This is a genomic window from Kribbella amoyensis (assembly GCF_007828865.1).
GTDB lineage: Bacteria > Actinomycetota > Actinomycetes > Propionibacteriales > Kribbellaceae > Kribbella > Kribbella amoyensis.
The window spans coordinates 3,899,014-3,916,381 of record NZ_VIVK01000001.1 but is presented as its reverse complement, the minus strand read 5'-3'; the positions used below and the strand labels follow the sequence as shown (position 1 = coordinate 3,916,381).

General features: G+C 69.5%; 10 protein-coding genes and 1 tRNA gene. 8 read left to right on the top strand and 3 right to left on the bottom strand.

The genetic code is table 11. The features are described 5' to 3' along the window. Positions 1 to 8: 8 nt before the first annotated feature. Both orn and FB561_RS18500 read left to right on the top strand, forming a co-directional pair. A complete protein-coding gene (gene orn, locus FB561_RS18505) occupies positions 9 to 617 on the top strand; it encodes an oligoribonuclease (RefSeq protein WP_145808315.1) in 609 nt (202 codons plus the stop codon). A 46-nt stretch (positions 618 to 663) separates the two neighbouring features. Further along, positions 664 to 736: transfer RNA gene (locus FB561_RS18500), tRNA-His, on the top strand. Between the two features lie 238 nt (positions 737 to 974). Here FB561_RS18500 and FB561_RS18495 read toward each other — a convergent pair. After that, complete coding sequence (locus tag FB561_RS18495; protein WP_145808313.1) at positions 975 to 2,003, bottom strand: LacI family DNA-binding transcriptional regulator; 1,029 nt, start codon at positions 2,001 to 2,003, stop codon at positions 975 to 977. Positions 2,004 to 2,183: 180 nt separating this feature from the next. Here FB561_RS18495 and FB561_RS18490 point away from each other — a divergent pair, with 180 nt between their 5' ends. The 6 genes from FB561_RS18490 to FB561_RS18465 all read left to right on the top strand — a co-directional run bounded on the left by FB561_RS18490 (position 2,184) and on the right by FB561_RS18465 (position 13,840). Next, positions 2,184 to 6,242, top strand: a complete 4,059-nt coding sequence (locus FB561_RS18490; RefSeq protein ID WP_170284703.1) for a glycoside hydrolase family 2 TIM barrel-domain containing protein — start codon at positions 2,184 to 2,186, stop codon at positions 6,240 to 6,242. A gap of 97 nt (positions 6,243 to 6,339) precedes the next feature. Then, entirely contained in the window at positions 6,340 to 7,332 is a 993-nt protein-coding gene (locus FB561_RS18485) for an ABC transporter permease (protein WP_238334893.1), read from the top strand. Further along, positions 7,329 to 8,258, top strand: a complete 930-nt coding sequence (locus FB561_RS18480; RefSeq protein ID WP_145808309.1) for a carbohydrate ABC transporter permease — start codon at positions 7,329 to 7,331, stop codon at positions 8,256 to 8,258. The genes FB561_RS18485 and FB561_RS18480 overlap by 4 nt, the downstream gene beginning before the upstream one ends. Positions 8,259 to 8,277: 19 nt before the next feature. After that, the gene (locus FB561_RS18475; RefSeq protein ID WP_145808307.1) at positions 8,278 to 9,909 is read left to right on the top strand and encodes an extracellular solute-binding protein; all 1,632 of its coding nucleotides are present in this window, start codon (positions 8,278 to 8,280) and stop codon (positions 9,907 to 9,909) included. A gap of 109 nt (positions 9,910 to 10,018) precedes the next feature. Continuing rightward, on the top strand, positions 10,019 to 13,225 hold the full coding sequence (locus tag FB561_RS18470; protein WP_170284702.1) for a glycoside hydrolase family 97 N-terminal domain-containing protein: 3,207 nt from the start codon (positions 10,019 to 10,021) through the stop codon (positions 13,223 to 13,225). A gap of 81 nt (positions 13,226 to 13,306) precedes the next feature. Further along, complete coding sequence (locus FB561_RS18465; RefSeq protein WP_145808303.1) at positions 13,307 to 13,840, top strand: hypothetical protein; 534 nt, start codon at positions 13,307 to 13,309, stop codon at positions 13,838 to 13,840. A 15-nt stretch (positions 13,841 to 13,855) separates the two neighbouring features. Here FB561_RS18465 and FB561_RS18460 read toward each other — a convergent pair whose 3' ends face one another. Both FB561_RS18460 and FB561_RS18455 read right to left on the bottom strand, forming a co-directional pair. After that, positions 13,856 to 16,027: a hypothetical protein gene (locus FB561_RS18460; protein WP_238334892.1), complete on the bottom strand. Its 2,172-nt coding sequence runs from the start codon at positions 16,025 to 16,027 to the stop codon at positions 13,856 to 13,858. Then, positions 16,024 to 17,343: an ABC transporter substrate-binding protein gene (locus FB561_RS18455; protein ID WP_145808301.1), complete on the bottom strand. Its 1,320-nt coding sequence runs from the start codon at positions 17,341 to 17,343 to the stop codon at positions 16,024 to 16,026. Before FB561_RS18455 ends, FB561_RS18460 begins: the two co-directional genes overlap by 4 nt. Positions 17,344 to 17,368 lie beyond the last annotated feature (25 nt).

The window sequence follows — 17,368 nt, the reverse complement described above, 5'->3', positions numbered from 1 at the left end:
GGGTGCCCATGAACGACCGGCTGGTGTGGATCGACTGTGAGATGACCGGGCTCGACCTGGCGGCGGACGCCTTGATCGAGGTCGCGGTCCTGGTGACCGACTACGAACTCAACGTGCTCGGCGACGGGATCGACCTGGTGATCGCGCCGCCGCCCGCCGCCCTCGAACAGATGGGCGACTTCGTCCGCGACATGCACACCGCCTCCGGCCTGCTCGAGGAACTCGCTACCGGGATCCCGCTCGCCGACGCCGAGGACCAGGTCCTCGACTTCATCTCCGGCTACGTGAAGGAACCCCGCAAGGCCGCGCTCGCCGGGAACTCGGTCGGCACCGACCGCACCTTCCTGGTCCGGGACATGCCCAAGGTCGAGGCCCACCTGCACTACCGCAACGTCGACGTCAGCTCCATCAAGGAACTCGTCCGCCGCTGGTACCCACGCGTCTACTACGCCACCCCGGCGAAGAACGGCAACCACCGCGCGCTGGCCGACATCACCGAGAGCATCGCCGAGTTGCGGTACTACCGGGAGACCGTCTTCGTGCCCCAGCCCGGACCCGATTCCGACACCGCGCGGGCCGCCGCGAGCCTGGTGATGGGGCCGATTTCAGGTAACTGACCATCGCCGCTATGATTACCCAGCCGTCGCAATCAGGGCGGCAATGGTGGGTGTAGCTCAGCTGGTAGAGCACCTGGTTGTGGTCCAGGTGGCCGCGGGTTCGAGTCCCGTCACTCACCCTCAGGCGAAGGCGACCTATGTCCGCGGAGAGCGCGGACGGGTCGCCTTCGGTCTTTTTGCGCCTGCGCTTCGCTTGGCGCGGGCGGGGGCTTCGCCACCCGCACCCCCCTCCGGCGGATGGTGCCCGGGATGGGTACGTGAACGTCGCTGTGGTGGCCGTTGGTGGGTGGGCCGCCTTCGCTTCGCTCGGCTCCGGTAGGGCGGGCGCCATCGGTTCGCTTGGCTCTGTGCGGGGGGTTAGGTGCTTTCGCGTTGTTCGAGGGTGTGGGGGATTACTACTTGTTGGGGGTCCTGCTCCTTTGTGGTGATTCTGGTGAGGAGGAGGTCCAGGGCTGTTTGGGCGATGGTGGGTTTGTTGGGGGAGATGGTGGTGAGGGTGGGGAGGCTGTAGCGGCCTTCGTCGATGTCGTCGATGCCGATGACCGCTACTTCGTCGGGGACCTTGAGGCCTCTTTGGTGGAGGGTGTGGAGGGCTCCTAGGGCCAGGAGGTCGGTGTAGCAGAAGACGGCGTCGGGGAGGGCGCCGCTGTCGAGGAGGTCGGCCATGGCCTGGGCTCCGTCGAGGCGGTGGTAGTTGCGGGTGGGGACGACGAGGGTCGGGTCGTACGGAAGGCCGGCTGAGCGGAGGGCCTTGCGGTAGCCCTTGGTGCGTTGGGGAGCTGTGCCGCCCCCTCTCGGGGTTTGGTGGCCGATGGCGGCGATGCGTCGGCGGCCACGGTCCGCGAGGTGTCGGGTGGCGTCCTCGGCGGCGGCCACGTTGTCGATGCCGACGTGGTCGATGCCCTTGCCGACGATGCGTTCGCCCAGCAGGACCAGTGGGGTGTCGTCACGGCGCTGGTCGTACTCCGCGCGGGTCATGCCCAGCGGGCTCAGCAGGATGCCGTCGACCATCCCCCGGTTCATGCCGTCCACCACGAACTGCTCGGCCTCGATCCGGCCCTCGGTCTGGTCGACCAGCACCGTGTACCCGTGCTCGCGCGCGCCCTGGACCACGTGCCGGATCAGCTCGGCGAAATAGGGCACGTCGATCTCCGGGACGGCGACCGCGATCAGCCCGGTGCGGTTCAGGCGCAGGTTGCGCGCCGACAGGTTCGGCCGGTACCCGAGCTGGTCGATCGCCCAGCGCACCCGGTCCTGCGTCTCCTCCGACACCCGGCGGTTGCCCGACAGCACGTTCGACACCGTGGTCGGCGACACCCGGGCCAGCGCCGCGACGTCCCGGACGCTCACTGCGGCGGGGGTCGCGGGCCTTTGGTCCTTCGGCATTGCAGCATCCTCTCACGTCCCTCCGAGGCTCCTGAGAGGTCGATGCGGAACGTTGTACACGCTCTGAACACCGGTTGGCGAAACCACTTGTACCGAAGCGATCTGGGCAAGTCAACAGCGAGTACAACGTCAAAATTGACCCCTTGTCGCCAGCGGACCGGCCGCCCTATCCTGCCGGGCATGCGAACGCCCATCGCCCCCAGCCGCCGCACGCCCATCGGCGTGGCGGTCGCCCTGATCGCCGTCGTGGCCCTGCTCCTCGGCACCGCCCAGGCCACCGCGGTACCGCCCCGGCCGCCGGTGTCCGACCCGGCCGGCGGGACCCCGAGTACCGTGCGCGGGAAGGTCGTCGACGCCCGGACGGGTGCACCGATCGAGGGCGCGAGCGTGCACGCTTCGCGGACCGACCTCTTCACCACGAGCGGGGCGGACGGGTCCTTCGTCCTCCCCGCGGTGCCGGAGAGTTCCGCGCTCGTCGTGGCCGGCAAGGAGGGGTACGACTTCGCCTCCACCACCAAGGGCGACGAGGTGCGGCTGACGCTCGGCCGCGAGAAGACGCCCGCACGGGCGGAGTACCCGCGGCCAGACGCCGACCGGCGGCCGTTCACCGGCAACGCATGGCTGACGCTGAACGGCACCTGGTCGTTCGACTTCGACCCCGGAGACGTCGGCGAACGCGAGCAGTGGTTCGCCCCGGATCACCAGCTGGGCAAGGCGATCCGGGTCCCGTTCGGGTACCAGTCGCTGGCCGCTTGGGGCGAGGAGCAGCTCGCGACCAACGAGATCTTCCGCAGCGCGTTCTCGCAGTACCGCGGCACCGTCTGGTACCAGCGCTCGTTCACCGTCCCGGCCGGCTTCGACGGCAAGGACGTCCGGCTCCGCATCGGCGCCGCCGACTGGGGCGCCTCGGTCTGGCTGGACGGCGAGCAGGTCCTGCCGTACTCCGGGGACGGGTACACCGAGATCCAGGCCGGGCTCGGCAAGCTCGAACCAGGGTCGACCCACCGGCTGACGATCCGCGTGGTCGCTCCCCCGACCGACGCCGAGTCGCCGTACCCGCAGGGCAAGCAGACCGGCGAGCCCGACGGGGAGTACACCGGCTGGTTCACCGACATCGGCGGCATCTGGCAGTCGGTCTGGATCGAGCCGTACTCCGCGGCGCGGCTGACGAAGACCCAGGTGACGCCCGAGCTGACCTTCACCGGTACCGCCCGCACGCCGTCGCAGTCCGCGGTCAAGCTCGACGTCGCGGCCACGGGCGCCGACAAGGCCACGGTGCGGCTGCGTGATCCGCAGGGCAAGCTCGTCAAGGTCGTCGACGTCCCCCTGACCGACGGGAACGGCACCGCGCGGGTCCTGATCGACAAACCGCGGCTCTGGGAACCGAACAGCCCGGCCCTGTACTCCGCGGACTTCCAGCTCGGCGACCATGGCGATCTCCGGGACGGTCTGCGTACGTCGTTCGGGATGCGCAAGGTCGACCGTCAGTGGGCGCCCGGGCACGACGGCGAGTACCAGTACATCAACCTGAACAACCGGCCGATCTACGTGCGCGGCGTGCTCGACCAGGCGTACAACCCATGGGGCGTCTACACCTACACGGGCGTCACGGCCGGGCCCGACCTGCGCACCGGAACGGACCAGGCTCCGGGCCGTGGTTCCATGCTGCGAGACCTGAAGGACGCGAAGGCGCTGGGCTTCAACGTGGTCCGGACCCACGTCAAGGTGAACGAACCGGCCTACTACCACCTGGCGGACCAGCTGGGTCTGATGGTCTGGTACGACATGCCGAACGCCGGCTGGCACTCCCAGGGTGACCCGAAGGCCGAGCAACTCTTCGAGGATCTCCTGCGCACCACCCTGCAGCGCGACCACAACCACCCGTCGATCGTGTTCTGGACCGTCTTCAACGAGGCCTGGGGCATCAGCGACAACCCGTGGGGCCAGCCGATCCCCGACGCCGCCTTCGGCTACGTGCGGAACATGGTGAAGGTTGTCCGTGACAACGATCCGTCCCGGTTGGTGGTGGACAACTCGGCCTGTTGCAGCAACGGTCACCTCGACACCGACCTGAACGACTTCCACTACTACCTGTCCACCTACGACGAGTGGAAGCGGCTGCTGGACGGGTTCGACGCCAAGGTGGAACCGGGCTCCGACTGGAACTTCAACAGCGGCACCCAGAGCGGCCAGCCGTGGCTCAACTCCGAGTTCAGCCTGGGCTCCGGCCGGTTCGCGAGTACCTCCGGGATCTTCCGCAGCTACCCCAAGCTGAACGGGTACGTCGCGGTGCAGCTCGCCGAGACCGAGCAGGAGGACGGCAGCGCGATCACGTTCGACCGGCAGCACAACCCACCGATCTTCGTCGACCACCAGGGCAAACCGCGCACGGTCGAGATGTTCCAGCGCGACGACGCGGTCGCCCTGGTCGGTACTTCCACCCGCACGGTCGAACCCGGTGACACGCTCGAGGCACCGGTGAAGCTGAGCCACTTCGGCGACACCGATCTGTCCAAGGCCACGTTGCGCTGGAAGGTCGGCGGCTACGACGACCAGGGCCGGTGGATCGCGGACGCCGCCAGTGGATCGCGCCCGGTCAGCCCCGGGCAGTACACGGTCTCCGATGCGGGCGTCGTGTCCGTCAAGGTGCCGGCGGGGCTGCGGACCGGGTATCTGTGGGTCTGGCTGGACGACGGTCACGGGACGGTCGCCGAGAACTACCTCACGTTCGACGTGCCCTGGTCCGCCGGGGACGCGGCCTTCTCCCCCGGTGCGCCGTCCGGGCACGCGTGGACGGGTGGTACGGCGATCCACGCTTCGAAGGGCGCCGATCGGGTCACGGGGTTCGGCCGTGGCTACTTCGAGTACCAGGTGGCCGTGCCGGAGGGGATCCGGTCCGGCCGGGACCAGCGGGCGACCTTGATCGCCGAGGTCTCCTCGACCCAGACCGAGGGCTGGTACGACGCGAACAACGTGACCGCGGCCCGCCGGTACCCGACCGAGCTGACCGTCTCGGTCAACGGGGTCGAGCACCAGGCGATCACGTTGCCCGACGACCCGAACGACCCGACCGCGCTCGCCGGTCGCCCCCGCGGCCCGCTCGCCGGGGACTGGGGCAGCCGGCACGGCTATCGGATCGCGGTCCCGGTGACCGCCAAGGACCTGGGCACCTCCGCGAAGGCGACGCTACGGTTCGCCTCGGACGGTGGCGGGCTGTCGATCTTCGGCGTCGGCTCCGGCCGGTACGGGGTACCGCCTCGGCTGGTCGCGGGACAGGTCTCGGTACCGGACGAGCGGCCCGCGTTCCGGCCGGTCGACACCCGGTTGTCGGTGTACCAGGCGCAGGCCCGGATCAACCCGGCCACGGGGACCGGCACGGTGATCGTGTCGGTGGTCAACGACACCGCGCAGACCGTGCGCGACATCGACGTCGCGCTGGCACCGCCGAGTGGCTGGACGGCCGAGGCGACCGAACCGGCCCGCGTCGCCGGTCTGAAGCCGGGTCAGGCACGGCATCTCGCGTTCGCGATCCGCTCGGGCTCCGCGGTGTCGACCGGGCAACGCGTCGACTTCACCGCGACAGCCTCGTGGTCCGGTCAGGCGGTCCAGGCGATCGCGTCCTCGACGGTCGGGTTCGACCCCGCCGCGTACCCGAAGGTCGACGTCGACGACAGCTTCGACACCGACACCCGGGCGAACTACACGGTGCACAAGACGTCCACGACCGAGGAACTGCCGGAGCTGACCTTCGGTTCGGGCAGCCTGCGCGCCACCAGCACCGCGAAGTACTTCGGGGTGCTCGGTCACCAGGCCGGGCCGGCGGTGCCGCGCGCGGTGGTGATCGTCGACCACCAGCAGTGGATCGGCACCGGGGTCGGTCAGGACGCGCTGTTCAACGGCCTGATCAAGGACCAGAACAACTACCTCCTGGCCTGGACCGAGTCCAAGGGCCGGTTCGGGATCGACTACCGGATCGACGGCCGGCTGACCAGCTTCTGCTGTGTCCAGGGCGCGCCGCTGAAGCCGGGCGACCGCTGGGCCTTCGTGCTCGACGGCAACTCCATCAGCCTCTGGGCCGAGCAGGGGCTGGGCTGGACCCAGCTCCGGCCGGGCACACCCCAGGACCGCATCGACTTCACCGCCCCCGGTGCGCTGACCGGCTGGCACTACGCCGCGGGCCTCCGCGGCAACGCCGGGACGCAGGCGATCGGCCGGCTGGAAGGACGGAGCCGCCCCTGATCGGCGGGTCCACCGCCGCCGCCCGAGCGATCGCCGCCGCCCCAGGAGATCGCTGTCCATCCGATCGCTGCTCGTCAGGCCGACCAAGGGAGTGCCTGTGACCGATCTCGACGTCGCGCGCCCACCGCGCGCCACCGCCGGCAACGACGCCGGCGCACCGACCAAAGCGAAGCCCACCAGGCGTTCGCTCTTCACCCGGCTGCGCCGGGACTATCCGGTTCTCCTGCTGGCGATCCCGGGGCTGCTGATCATCCTCGCCTTCCAGTACTACCCGCTGCTCGGCAACGTGATCGCGTTCCAGGACTACCAGCCGTACCTGGGCATCGATCAGAGCCTGTGGGTGGGGATCGAGAACTTCCGGGTGCTCTTCGACGGTGACCCGGAGTTCCTCAACGCGGTCAAGAACACGCTGATCCTGACCGCGATCCAGACGATCATCGTCTTCCCGGCGCCGATCGTCGTGGCGATCGTGCTGCACAGCCTGCTGTCGAACCGGCTCCGGCAGTTCGTCCAGTCGGTGATCTACCTGCCGCACTTCATGTCCTGGGTGATCGTGGTCGCCGTCTTCCAGCAGGTGCTGGGCGGCACCGGGATGATCAACAACTGGCTGCGGACGCACGGGTACGACCCTATCAACGTGATCGGCAACGTCGAGGCCTTCCGCGCGCTGCTGACCGCGCAGGTGCTGTGGAAGGACACCGGGTGGGCGACCATCCTGTTCCTGGCCGTGCTGTCGCAGATCGACCGCGCCCTGTACGAGGCGTCGGCCGTCGACGGGGCGACCCGGTGGCGGCAGACCTGGCACGTCACGCTGCCGGGGCTGCGGCCGATCATCATCCTGCTGCTGATCCTGAAGCTCGGCGACTCGCTGACGGTCGGGTTCGAGCAGATCATCCTGCAGCAACAGGCGGTCGGTGCCGACGTCAGCGAAGTGCTCGACACCTACGTCTACAACAACGGGATCATCGGCGGGAACTGGGGCGTGGCCGCCGCGGTCGGGCTGGCCAAGAGCGCCGTCGCGCTGGCCCTGGTGCTGGCCGCGAACAAGGTCGCCCACCGCTTCGGCGAGGAAGGGGTCTACCGCGGATGACGCACACAAAAGTTGCTCCAGGCAAACGTCCGCCGGCCGCGCTGGCCGGTGGGATGCCGATGCCGGGCTGGCCGGAACGGATCGGCAAGGCCGTCTTCCTGACGATCATCTGCGCCTTCGTCGTGGTCCCGTTCATCGGCGTGATCTCGACCAGTCTGGCCACTCCCGAGGAGGTGACCCGGGCCGGCGGCTTCGTGATGCTGCCGACGCACGGGATCGACCTGGGCGCGTACAAGTCGATCTTCGCCGGTGGCACCGTCACCCAGGCGCTGCTGGTGAGCTGCTTCATCACCGGCGTCGGGACGCTGCTCGCGCTGCTGCTCACCTGCACCCTCGGCTGGGCTCTGAGCCGGCGGGGGACGGTCGGCAACCGGAAGTTGCTGCTGCTCGTCCTGATCAGCCTGCTGTTCAACCCCGGGCTGATCCCGTCGTACCTGGTGGTGCAGCAGTTCGGGCTGCTCGACAGTCTGTGGGCGGTCATCGTCCCGGTCTGCGTGAGCGCGTTCAACGTGATCGTCGTGCGGGCCTACTTCGTCGGCCTGCCGGACGAGATCATCGACTCCGCGCGGATCGACGGCGCGTCGGAGTGGAAGCTGTTCTGGTACATCGGCCTGCCGCTGGCCAAGGCGGTGGTGGCCGTGATCGGCCTGTTCTACGGCGTCGGCTACTGGAACAGCTTCTTCAACGCGATGTTGTACCTCAACGACAGCAGCCAGTGGCCGCTGCAACTGGTGCTGCGCACCTACGTCGTCAACGGGGTCGAGATCGGCGGTCAGGACCTCGGGGTGGGGTCCGAGGCGTTGCCGCCGCAGACGTCGATCCAGATGGCGATCCTGATGATTTCGATCGTTCCGATCCTCGCCGTGTATCCGTTCATCCAGCGCCATTTCGCCAAGGGCGTGCTGACCGGAGCCGTGAAGGGCTGACAGGAGAAGAGGTAACACCATGGGTGCTTTCGAGATGCGACCGGTGACCCGCCGGACACTGATGGCAGGCAGCCTCGCGCTGGGGGTGAGCGGTACGGTCGGCGCCTGCTCGAACGAGGGCCGCGGCGGCGGAGGCGGGGGCAACGACGAGGCGTCGCGGTCGACGGTACGGCCGGCGTACGTTCGCTACACCGGGGTCGAGCCGGACCTGCCCGGGGCCGAGTTCAACATCCCGGACGCGTTCCGGCGCTACCCGGCCGACCCGGTCAAGGCGATCGAGGAGCCGCCGGGCGACGGCAAGCCGATCCAGGCGATGACGTACACGAACACGCCGATCCCGCCGAAGCTGGAGCAGAACGCGTTCTGGCAGGAGTTCAACAAGATGGCCGGGTCGCCGGTGTCGGTGAACCTGACCCCGTCGGTCGACTACACGCAGAAGTTCGCCACCGCGGTCGCCGGCGACCGGCTCGGCGACATCTTCATGGTCGGCGGGGTCCCGCAGGTGCCGCAGCTGCTGGCCTCCAAGGCGGTCGACCTGACCCCGCACCTGTCCGGCGACAACATCAAGAAGTACCCGTTCCTGGCGAACCTGCCGGAGGTCTGCTGGAACGGCTGCATCTTCGACGGCAAGATCTACGCGGTCCCGATCCCGCGCGGCGCGATCAGCTCGCAGGTCCTCTACAGCCGCGAGGACATCCTGGAGAAGCAGGGGCTGAAGGCGGAGGTCAAGAGCGCGGACGACTTCCTCGAGCTGTGCAAGGGCCTGACCGACCGGCGGCTGAACAGGTTCGCGCTGGCCGCCTCCCCGACGCAGTACGTGCGGAACATGTTCGACATCCCGAATGCGTGGAGCGAGGACGGGGAGAAACTGGTCAGCAGCCTGGAGCACCCCGCCCAGGAGGAGGCGCTGGGCGTCATCCAGAAGCTGTGGAAGGCGGGCTACATCCACCCGGACGCGTTCTCCGGGCAGAACCAGGACCTGAAGACCCGGTTCTCGAACGGCTCCAGCCCGCTGGTACAGGACACCTTCAGCGCCTGGCCGACGTACCTGCAGACGATGGTCGACAAGCAGGGCCGGATCGCGATCGTGCCGCCGCCCAAGCACGACGGCTCGGGACCGGGCCGGACCTGGCTCGGCGCGCCGGCGATCGGCGTCACCGCGATCAGCAAGAAGGCCGAGGCCCGGGTCGAGACACTGCTGAAGTACCTGAACTTCCTGGCCGCGCCGTTCGGCACCCAGGAGTACCTGTTCCGCAAGTTCGGCCGGCAGGGCGTCCACCACAACGTCGTCGACGGCAACCCCGTCCTCAACGAGAAGGGCTTCAGCGAGACCCAGCTGGGCCTGTCGTACCAGGCGGACGCGCCGTGGACGATCTTCCTGCCCGAGCGCGAGGGCAGCAGCGAGGCGGAGTACAACGCGATGAAGGCGACCTGCCCGACCGCGATCGCCAGCCCGGCCGCGGGACTGTACTCCGAGACCAACGTCCGCAAGGGCCCGCAGCTCACCGAGGACATCGACGGCATCGTCGAGGACATCATCCAGGGCCGCAAGCCGGTGTCGGCCTGGGCCGGAGCGGTGAAGAAGTGGAAGAGCGGCGGCGGGGACAAGATCGCCGAGGAACTCGCCCAGGCCCTCAAGGCCTCGCGCTGAGTCGCGAGCGCCGGCACGCCCGAGGAGGAACACCGTGAACCGGAAAGCGAAGGTAAGGCGTGCCGGACTGCTCGCGACGACAGCGGCCGTGCTGGCCTCAGGAGGGCTCGTGACGAGCCCCGCCTGGGGCCGGCCGGCGTCCCCCACCGGCCTCGACGAGGTCGTGCCCCAGGACGCCCGGATCGTCGAGTCACCGGACCGCGACCTGCGGGTCGCGGTCAGCGCGGTCGACGGCAGGCTGACCTACAGTGTGCGCCACCACGACCGGGTCCTGGTCGGCGCGTCCGGGCTCGGCGTGGACCTCGCCGGCCGGCCGAGCCTGACCGAGGACATGCTGATCGAGTCGGTCGAGCGGCGCACGATCGACGAGACCTGGAAGCCGGTCTGGGGGACGGCGAGCTCGGTCCGCAACCACGCGAACGAGCTCACCGTGCACGCGGTCCAGGCCGGGACCGGGTTCCAGCTCGACCTGGTGTTCCGGGTGTTCGACGACGGCGTCGGCTTCCGGTACCACTTCCCGGCGCAGCCCGGGCTGGACGCGTACACCGTGACGGCCGAGCAGACCGAGTTCGCCCTCGACCCCGCGGCGAAGAGCTGGTCGATCGCCGCGGGGAAGACGTGGGCCGCCGACGAGCAGCACTACCGCGAACTGCCGCTCTCCGCGGTACCGACTGCCCAGACACCCATCACCGCCTCGCCCGCCGACGACGCGTACCTGGTGGTGCACGAGGCCGATCTGACCGACTACCCGAGCATGACGCTCAAGGCCGTCGCCGATCGCCCAGGCACCTTCACCAGTGACCTGATCGCGCTGCCCGACGGGAGCAAGGCCAAGCTGGCGGGCGAGTTCTCCACGCCCTGGCGGACCGTGACCGTGGGCGAGCGGCCCGGCGACCTGGCCGAGTCCCACCTGATCGAGAACCTGAACGACCCGTGCGCGCTCTGCGGCGACACCTCGTGGATCCGGCCGGCGACCTATGTGGGCGTCTGGTGGGAGCTGCAGCGCCGGGACACCACCTGGACCGCGGGGCCGAAGCACGGTGCGACCACGGCCCGGGTCAAGCAGTACATCGATCTGGCCAAGGCCGCAGGCGCCAAGTTCGTGCTGGCCGAGGGCTGGAACACGAACGCGGGCGGGAGCTGGTCCGGCCAGGACTTCCTCACCCCGCAGGCCGACTTCGACCTGCCCGAGGTGCTCCGGTACGCCGCGGCGAACGGGATCGGGTACATCGCGCACAACGAGACCCGCGGCGACGTCGACCACTACGACCAGAACCTGGAGAAGATCTTCGCCCGGTACGCCGAGCTCGGCATCCACGCGGTGAAGACCGGGTACGCCACCAAGTTCCTGCTCGGCGGGGTGAATCGCAGCCACTTCGACCAGGAGGCGGTCCGGCACTATCAGCGGGTGATCGACGCTGCCGCCCGGTACCGGATCACGATCGACGCGCACGAGGCGATCAAGCCGACCGGGCTGGCCCGCACGTACCCGAACCTGATGACGGGTGAGGGCGTCGCCGGGATGGAGCAGCAGAACTACATGGGGGCCAAGGGCAACCCACCCGCGCAGGCCACGATCCTCCCGTTCACCCGGTTCCTCGGCGGCCCGGCCGACTACACCCCGGGCGTCCTCAACGTGACCTGGGACCCGGCCCGGCTCGGTACCCGGGTGCAGACCACGTCGGCCGCGCAGCTCGCGCTGTACACGACGTTCTTCAGCCCGTTGCAGATGCTCGCCGACACGCCGGAGAACTACGCGGCACATCCAGGATTCGCTTATCTGCAAGGCATTCCGTCGACCTGGGACGAGTCGCACGTCCTGGACAGCGTGATCGGTGACTACACGACGACGGCCCGGCGCAGCGGCGACACCTGGTACCTCGGCGCGATCACCGACGAGTTCGACCGGACCCTCGACGTACCGCTGTCGTTCCTCCAGGACGGCCCGTACGTCGCGGAGATCTACGCCGATGCGCAGGAGACCAGCTGGAAGGGCGATCCGTTGCCCGTCGAGATCACGAAGACGCTGGTCCGGCCTTCCACGCGGCTGTCGATGGCCCTGGTCGGAGGTGGTGGTCAGGCCGTCAAGCTCCGCCCGGCGACCGCGGAGGACCTGAGGACTTTGTCCTGGTACGCCCAGCCGCGGGCGGGCTTCGGTCCAGCGCAGGCGGTGCTCGATCCGGTCACCCAGCAGGTCACCGTGCAGGCTCAGCTCACCAATGCGGGCAGTACCGTGACCGAGGTCCGGGCCGGCGTGTTCGTCGACGGGCACGCCACCAGCACGATCCGGGGCGTCCGGGTCGCGGGCAACGGTTCGCGGACTGTCGAATGGACGGTGCCGGCGACCGAGGTACCTGATCAGGACTTCCAGCTCGCGGTCGGTGAGCTGGGTGGTCCTCGGGGCCGGTCGGTGCGGGTGGTCCAGCCGCGGTCGCTGGTCGACCTGGTGCGGGAGTTCCGCCGATCCGGTGCGGTATCGCCGTCCGCGGGTGCGGGCTTGCAGGCGCAGGCTCTGCGGTCCGAGGCCGCTCTGCATCGGGGCGACGTGACCGGGCGGCTCCTGGCTCTGCAGGAGTTGCGGCTGACCCTCTATGGTTCGGCGGTCACCGAGGTGACGGCTGCGGCCCGCGCTGCTCTCGACGAGGTGCTGGCCACACGGCTCGGTACTCCGCAGGGGTTGCTCTCGCTCGCGCTGAAGGTGCGCGAGGCTGCGGACGACGGCGCTGTCGAGGTCGCGTTGTCCGGCATGCTGAGCGCTGAGGTCCGGGCGGCGGTCTCTGCGGCGGTCAAGAAGGATGCCGCGGGGATGGAGGCTGCACTCAATCGGTTCACCGCGTTGGTCGAGGGTGGATCGATCCCCGGTGACGTCGCGGCCGAGCTGTTGGCGATCGGCGAGACCCTGGCCGCTGGACCGCGGACGATAGAGGCGGCGACGGCGCAACTCGTCAGCGGCGCGTGCCTGCGGACCGATCACACCGGCTACACCGGCAGTGGGTTCGTGGCTTGTCTGAAGGCGAAGGGCAGCGGCGTGCAGTTCAACGCGCCGGTGTCCGCCGAGGGGCTGTACTCGGTCCGGATCCGCTATGCGAACGCGATGGGGACCACCCAGACCATGACGCTGACCAGCGGGACCCGGTCGGTACAGGTCCAGCTGCCGACGCTGGCGAACTGGGACACCTGGTCGGACCACCAGGCGAGCCTGCCGCTCGGCCCGGGGACGCCGTTGACCTTCGCGTTCGGACCGGCCGACAACGGAAACGTCAACCTGGACTCGATCACGCTGGAGGCCGATCCAGGCGTCGTCACGGCAGCCTGACCCCGCTCGCCGGCCCGCCGATTCGGGGTGGGTCGGCGGGTTGGTTCGGGTTGAGCCGGTGGGCTTGGGACAATCCTTCGGGTGAAGTCGTCGGGGAGCGTCTGGTTCGTCTACGGAGTCGCTGTTGTCGTCACGTTCCTGATCGGGCTGGTCGCCTTCAGCGTGTTCGTGCTGTCCAAGGTCTTCGGGGGCTCCGCGCCCGAGGACCGGCCACCGGTGCCCGAGGTGACGTCCGCCGTTCCCTCGCCGACCGTCTCGCCGTCGGTCAAGGTGACCGAGGCGAAGGTGTACGCGGTCCGGCCGGTCGTCTCGAATCGCCGGCAGGTGGTGCTCGTGGTGGCGACCCCGGTCGGGTGTACGCAGTACCTGCGAGCCAGCACGTACGCCGAGGGCCCGGGCGCCGTGGCGGTACGGGTGACCCAGCTGGCCGATCGGGTCGGCTGCAAGTGGGAGCGTCGCCCGGTGCTCGCCACCGCGCGGACCCCGATCGCGGGGCGCGCTGTCATCGTCAACGACGCGGTGTGGACCGCCGACTCGGACGGGCGCTACGTACCGGCGCTGAAGTCGGGCGGGAACCCACAGCAACGCACGTCCGCCTCGCTGCAGCCGCACTAGCCCTCTTGCTTTGGTTCAAGGCATCTTGGTCAGGCCTTCGTGGCGGACGGTCCACGTCTTGGGGAAGCCCGGAGCACGCGTGCCGTCGTCGCCGTCCCAGCCTGCTGCCATCAGGGCGATCGCGGTGAGGAGGCCGCCGTTGCCGGGGAGGTAGAGCGGTAGGGACGGGTTCTGGCGGTTGTGCCCGTTGGCGAGGAACGTGTTCTTCCCGGCCGTCAGCAGCAACGCGTCGACCGCGGTCTCCCGCTCCCCCAGCCGCGCGGCCGTCATCGCGATCATCGGGTAGTCCCAGCCCCACGTACTGCCCCAGTCCCAGTCGGCCAGGACCGCGGCCAGGGTCCGCTGCATCGTCGGCTGGTCGATGTATCCGGTGTCCGGGACGACGCCGAGCGCGGCGAGCATCGACGGGTGGTCGGTCCGGATCGTCCAGGGCTCGCCGTCGATCGCGGCATACGTGTCACCTTGGAGCGGGGGTGGGGCGAGGTTGTCGGCCACCGCGGTCCAGCGGGGATCCGGGGCGAGGCCCAGCGCGGTCCGCCAGTCCTGCGCGACCTGGAGCGCCCAGCGCCAGTACGCGAGCTCGAACGTCGGGTTGACCAGGCCGGCGCGCAGCTTCCCGTACGACTCCTGCGCCGGGATCAGCGGTGGACCGAGCTGGAAGCGCCCTGCGACCGGGGTCGCGAACGACGCCATGAACTCGGCCGACGCGAACACGAGGTCGCCGTACCGCTCCAGGGCGGACTCGTCGCCGCTCCGGCGGATCAGCTCGGCCAGGTAGATCGGCGCCGGCTGCTGCCAGACCAGGAACGGCCCGATACTGCTCGGACTCTCCCGCCCGTCCGGGCCGACCTGCTTGGGCCACCGCGCCCCGGCGTACCCTTGCAGGCGCGCCGTCGCCTCGGCTTCCGGCAGGATGCGCTGGTACCAGCCGAGGCTGCGTTCGAGCAGCTCCGCCCTTCCCCACAACGGGAAATGGGCACCGTGCCACCAGTGCATCTCCAGGTGGAACCGGCCGCGCCAGCTGTTGCACGTCAGCCCGGTCTCCTGGGGAGGCAGCGAGCCGGCGCAGTTGATCGCGGTGAGGTACTGCGACAGGACGACGCGCCGTTCCAGCTCGGCGCCTCGCTCGTCCCCGCTGTCCAGCTCGACCGCGGCCCCCGATTCCCAGAACCTCTGCCAGTACGCCGTCGAGGCCCGCTCGATCTCCTCGTACGACGGGACGTGGGAGGCCGTCGGCGCGAACCCGATCCGCAGGACCAGCTCGTCGGTGGTTGCCGCGAGCACCAGTTCGTGGTCCCCCGTGATCGTCAGCCCGGCCGACGACGACGCCGCGATCGACACGGCGTACCGCGTCTCGTCGAGTGCCCGCTCGACCACCCAGCCGCCGTCGACCTCGCGGACCGTGGACGTGTGCGCCTCGGGACGGGTCCAGTCGGCCGCGTTACCCCAGGCGGCGGACCCGTACGGGAAGGCGATGCGGACTCCGAGACCGTTGCTCAGGGCCCCGGATCGGATGTGTACAGCGAGCACATCTTCGGCTGGGTGACAAAGCGTCCGTACCTCGACCGGTGCGCCGCCGACCGCGAAGGAGCTGGTGATGATCCCGGTCCACATGTCGAGTCGCTGCCGGGTGGGGCCGGTGGACGGTTCCTCGGTGAAGCCGATCCTGGCCAGGTCGAGGCGATGCGGGTTGGCGCGGAGCCATTCCTCGGCGATGCTCTGCTCGGCATCGACCGAGGACGCGAGCTCCTGCTCACCGGTCAGGTCGACGTACGGAACGGGGCCGGTCGGAGTCGCGTAGATCCGCCGAGCGTCGTCGAGCCGGTACTCGGTGCCGGTCGGCAGACTGTGCCAGCCCCAGTTCGACAAGGTGCCGAGCAGCGTGCCCGGCGGGGTACCGGGCTTGGCGTCGCCGGGCCGGGGCGCGACGGGGTACCGGTCGGGCATCGTCTGCAGGCCGGTTACGTCGACGGTGAAGCACAGCTCGCCGTTGCCGACGGACAGCGGCGACTCGGGATCCACGCTGTGCAGTTCGACCGCGTGCCGATCGACCAGGGCACGGCGGTCGATGGCGGTCTGGTGCCGCCCGGCGGCCCCGGCCGCTCGAGGGATGGTCGAGCGGCCGGGGAGCTGTTGATCGGCGGGACTCGCCTGATCGGCAGGACTCGCCTGATCAGCAGGAGTCACTTGATCGCCGAGTTGAGCCCTTTGAGGAAGCGCTTCGCGCCGTCGGCCGGGGACAGCCGGTTGAACAGCACCTCCGCGTTGACCCGCTCCAGGATCTTCACGCTCTCGGTCGACCCGGTCGGCCCGATCACCAGCGCCGGACCCACCTTCGGCGTCACCGCCGCGATGAAGTCACCGGACGCGGCCTCGTCCTTCGGCAATGAGCTCTTCACCGCCGCGAGTACGTCGGAGTTCGCCGGGATGCCGCGGTTGGCCAGCGTGATCTTGCCGGCCTCGGGGCTGTTCACCAGGAAGTCGAGGAACTTCGCCGCCTCCTTAGGGTGCTTGGTGCGCGCGCTGATCGTGTAGATCTGCGACGCCTGCAACCACATCCCCGGCTTCGTCGCCGCGCTCTCCCCCGGCGCCCGGAGCAGCCGCAGCTCCGACCCGGACGCGGACCGCAGCGAGCCGAGCTGGTTCGTCCAGTCCAGCTGCATCCCGGCCAGGCCGCGACCCATCAGCGTCTGCTCCGGCGACGGCTGACCCGCGAGCTCCGACGTCATCGCGGCCGGCGGCGCCGCTCCGGAGTCCCGCATCGCCGTGGTCATCGTGAACCAGTCGGTCAGCGTCTGCTCGGTCAGCCCGATCTTGCCGTCCTCGGTGTACAGCGACTCACCGCGCTGCCGGGCGAACAGGTCGAGCGCGTCCGAGCTGGTCGGGTCCTCCGATCCGTACGTCCCCTTCGGCGCCGCTTTGCCGACCTGCTGCGCGATCCGCTGGTAGTCGTCCCAGGTCCAGGTGTTGTCGTCCGGCAGCGGGACCCCGGCCGCCTGGAACACCTTCGGGTTCACCACCACGCCGAACGCGTTCACACCCGTCGGGACGCCGTACTGCTTGCCCTCGAAGTTGCCGTTGGACAGCGCGGCCTTGTCGATCTTGTCGGTCTTCAGCTCGCCGGACACCTCGGCCAGGTCGAGTAACGCACCACGGTCGCCGTACTCCCGCGGGTACGCGCCGCCGAGCGTGATCACGTCCGGCGCGTCGTTCGCGGCGACCCCGGTCGCGAGCTTGTCGAAGTACCCGTTGAAGTCGCTGTACTCGGGCTTGACGGTGATCCCCGGGTTCGCCGCCTGGAACGCGTCGATCGCCTTCTGGGTCAGCTTCGCCCGGTCCTCGTTGCCCCACCAGGAGAACCGCAACGTCACCGGTCCGCCGGCCTCGCCACCGCCGCCGGAGTCCCCGCCGCCGCAGCCGGGCAGCGTCAGCAGGACGCCGGCCAGCGCGAGCGCGGTCAGCCGGCCGCCGAGCCCGCGGTACCTCGTGGTCGTGAGTCTCATGCTCGATTCCCTTCCCCGCGCAGGC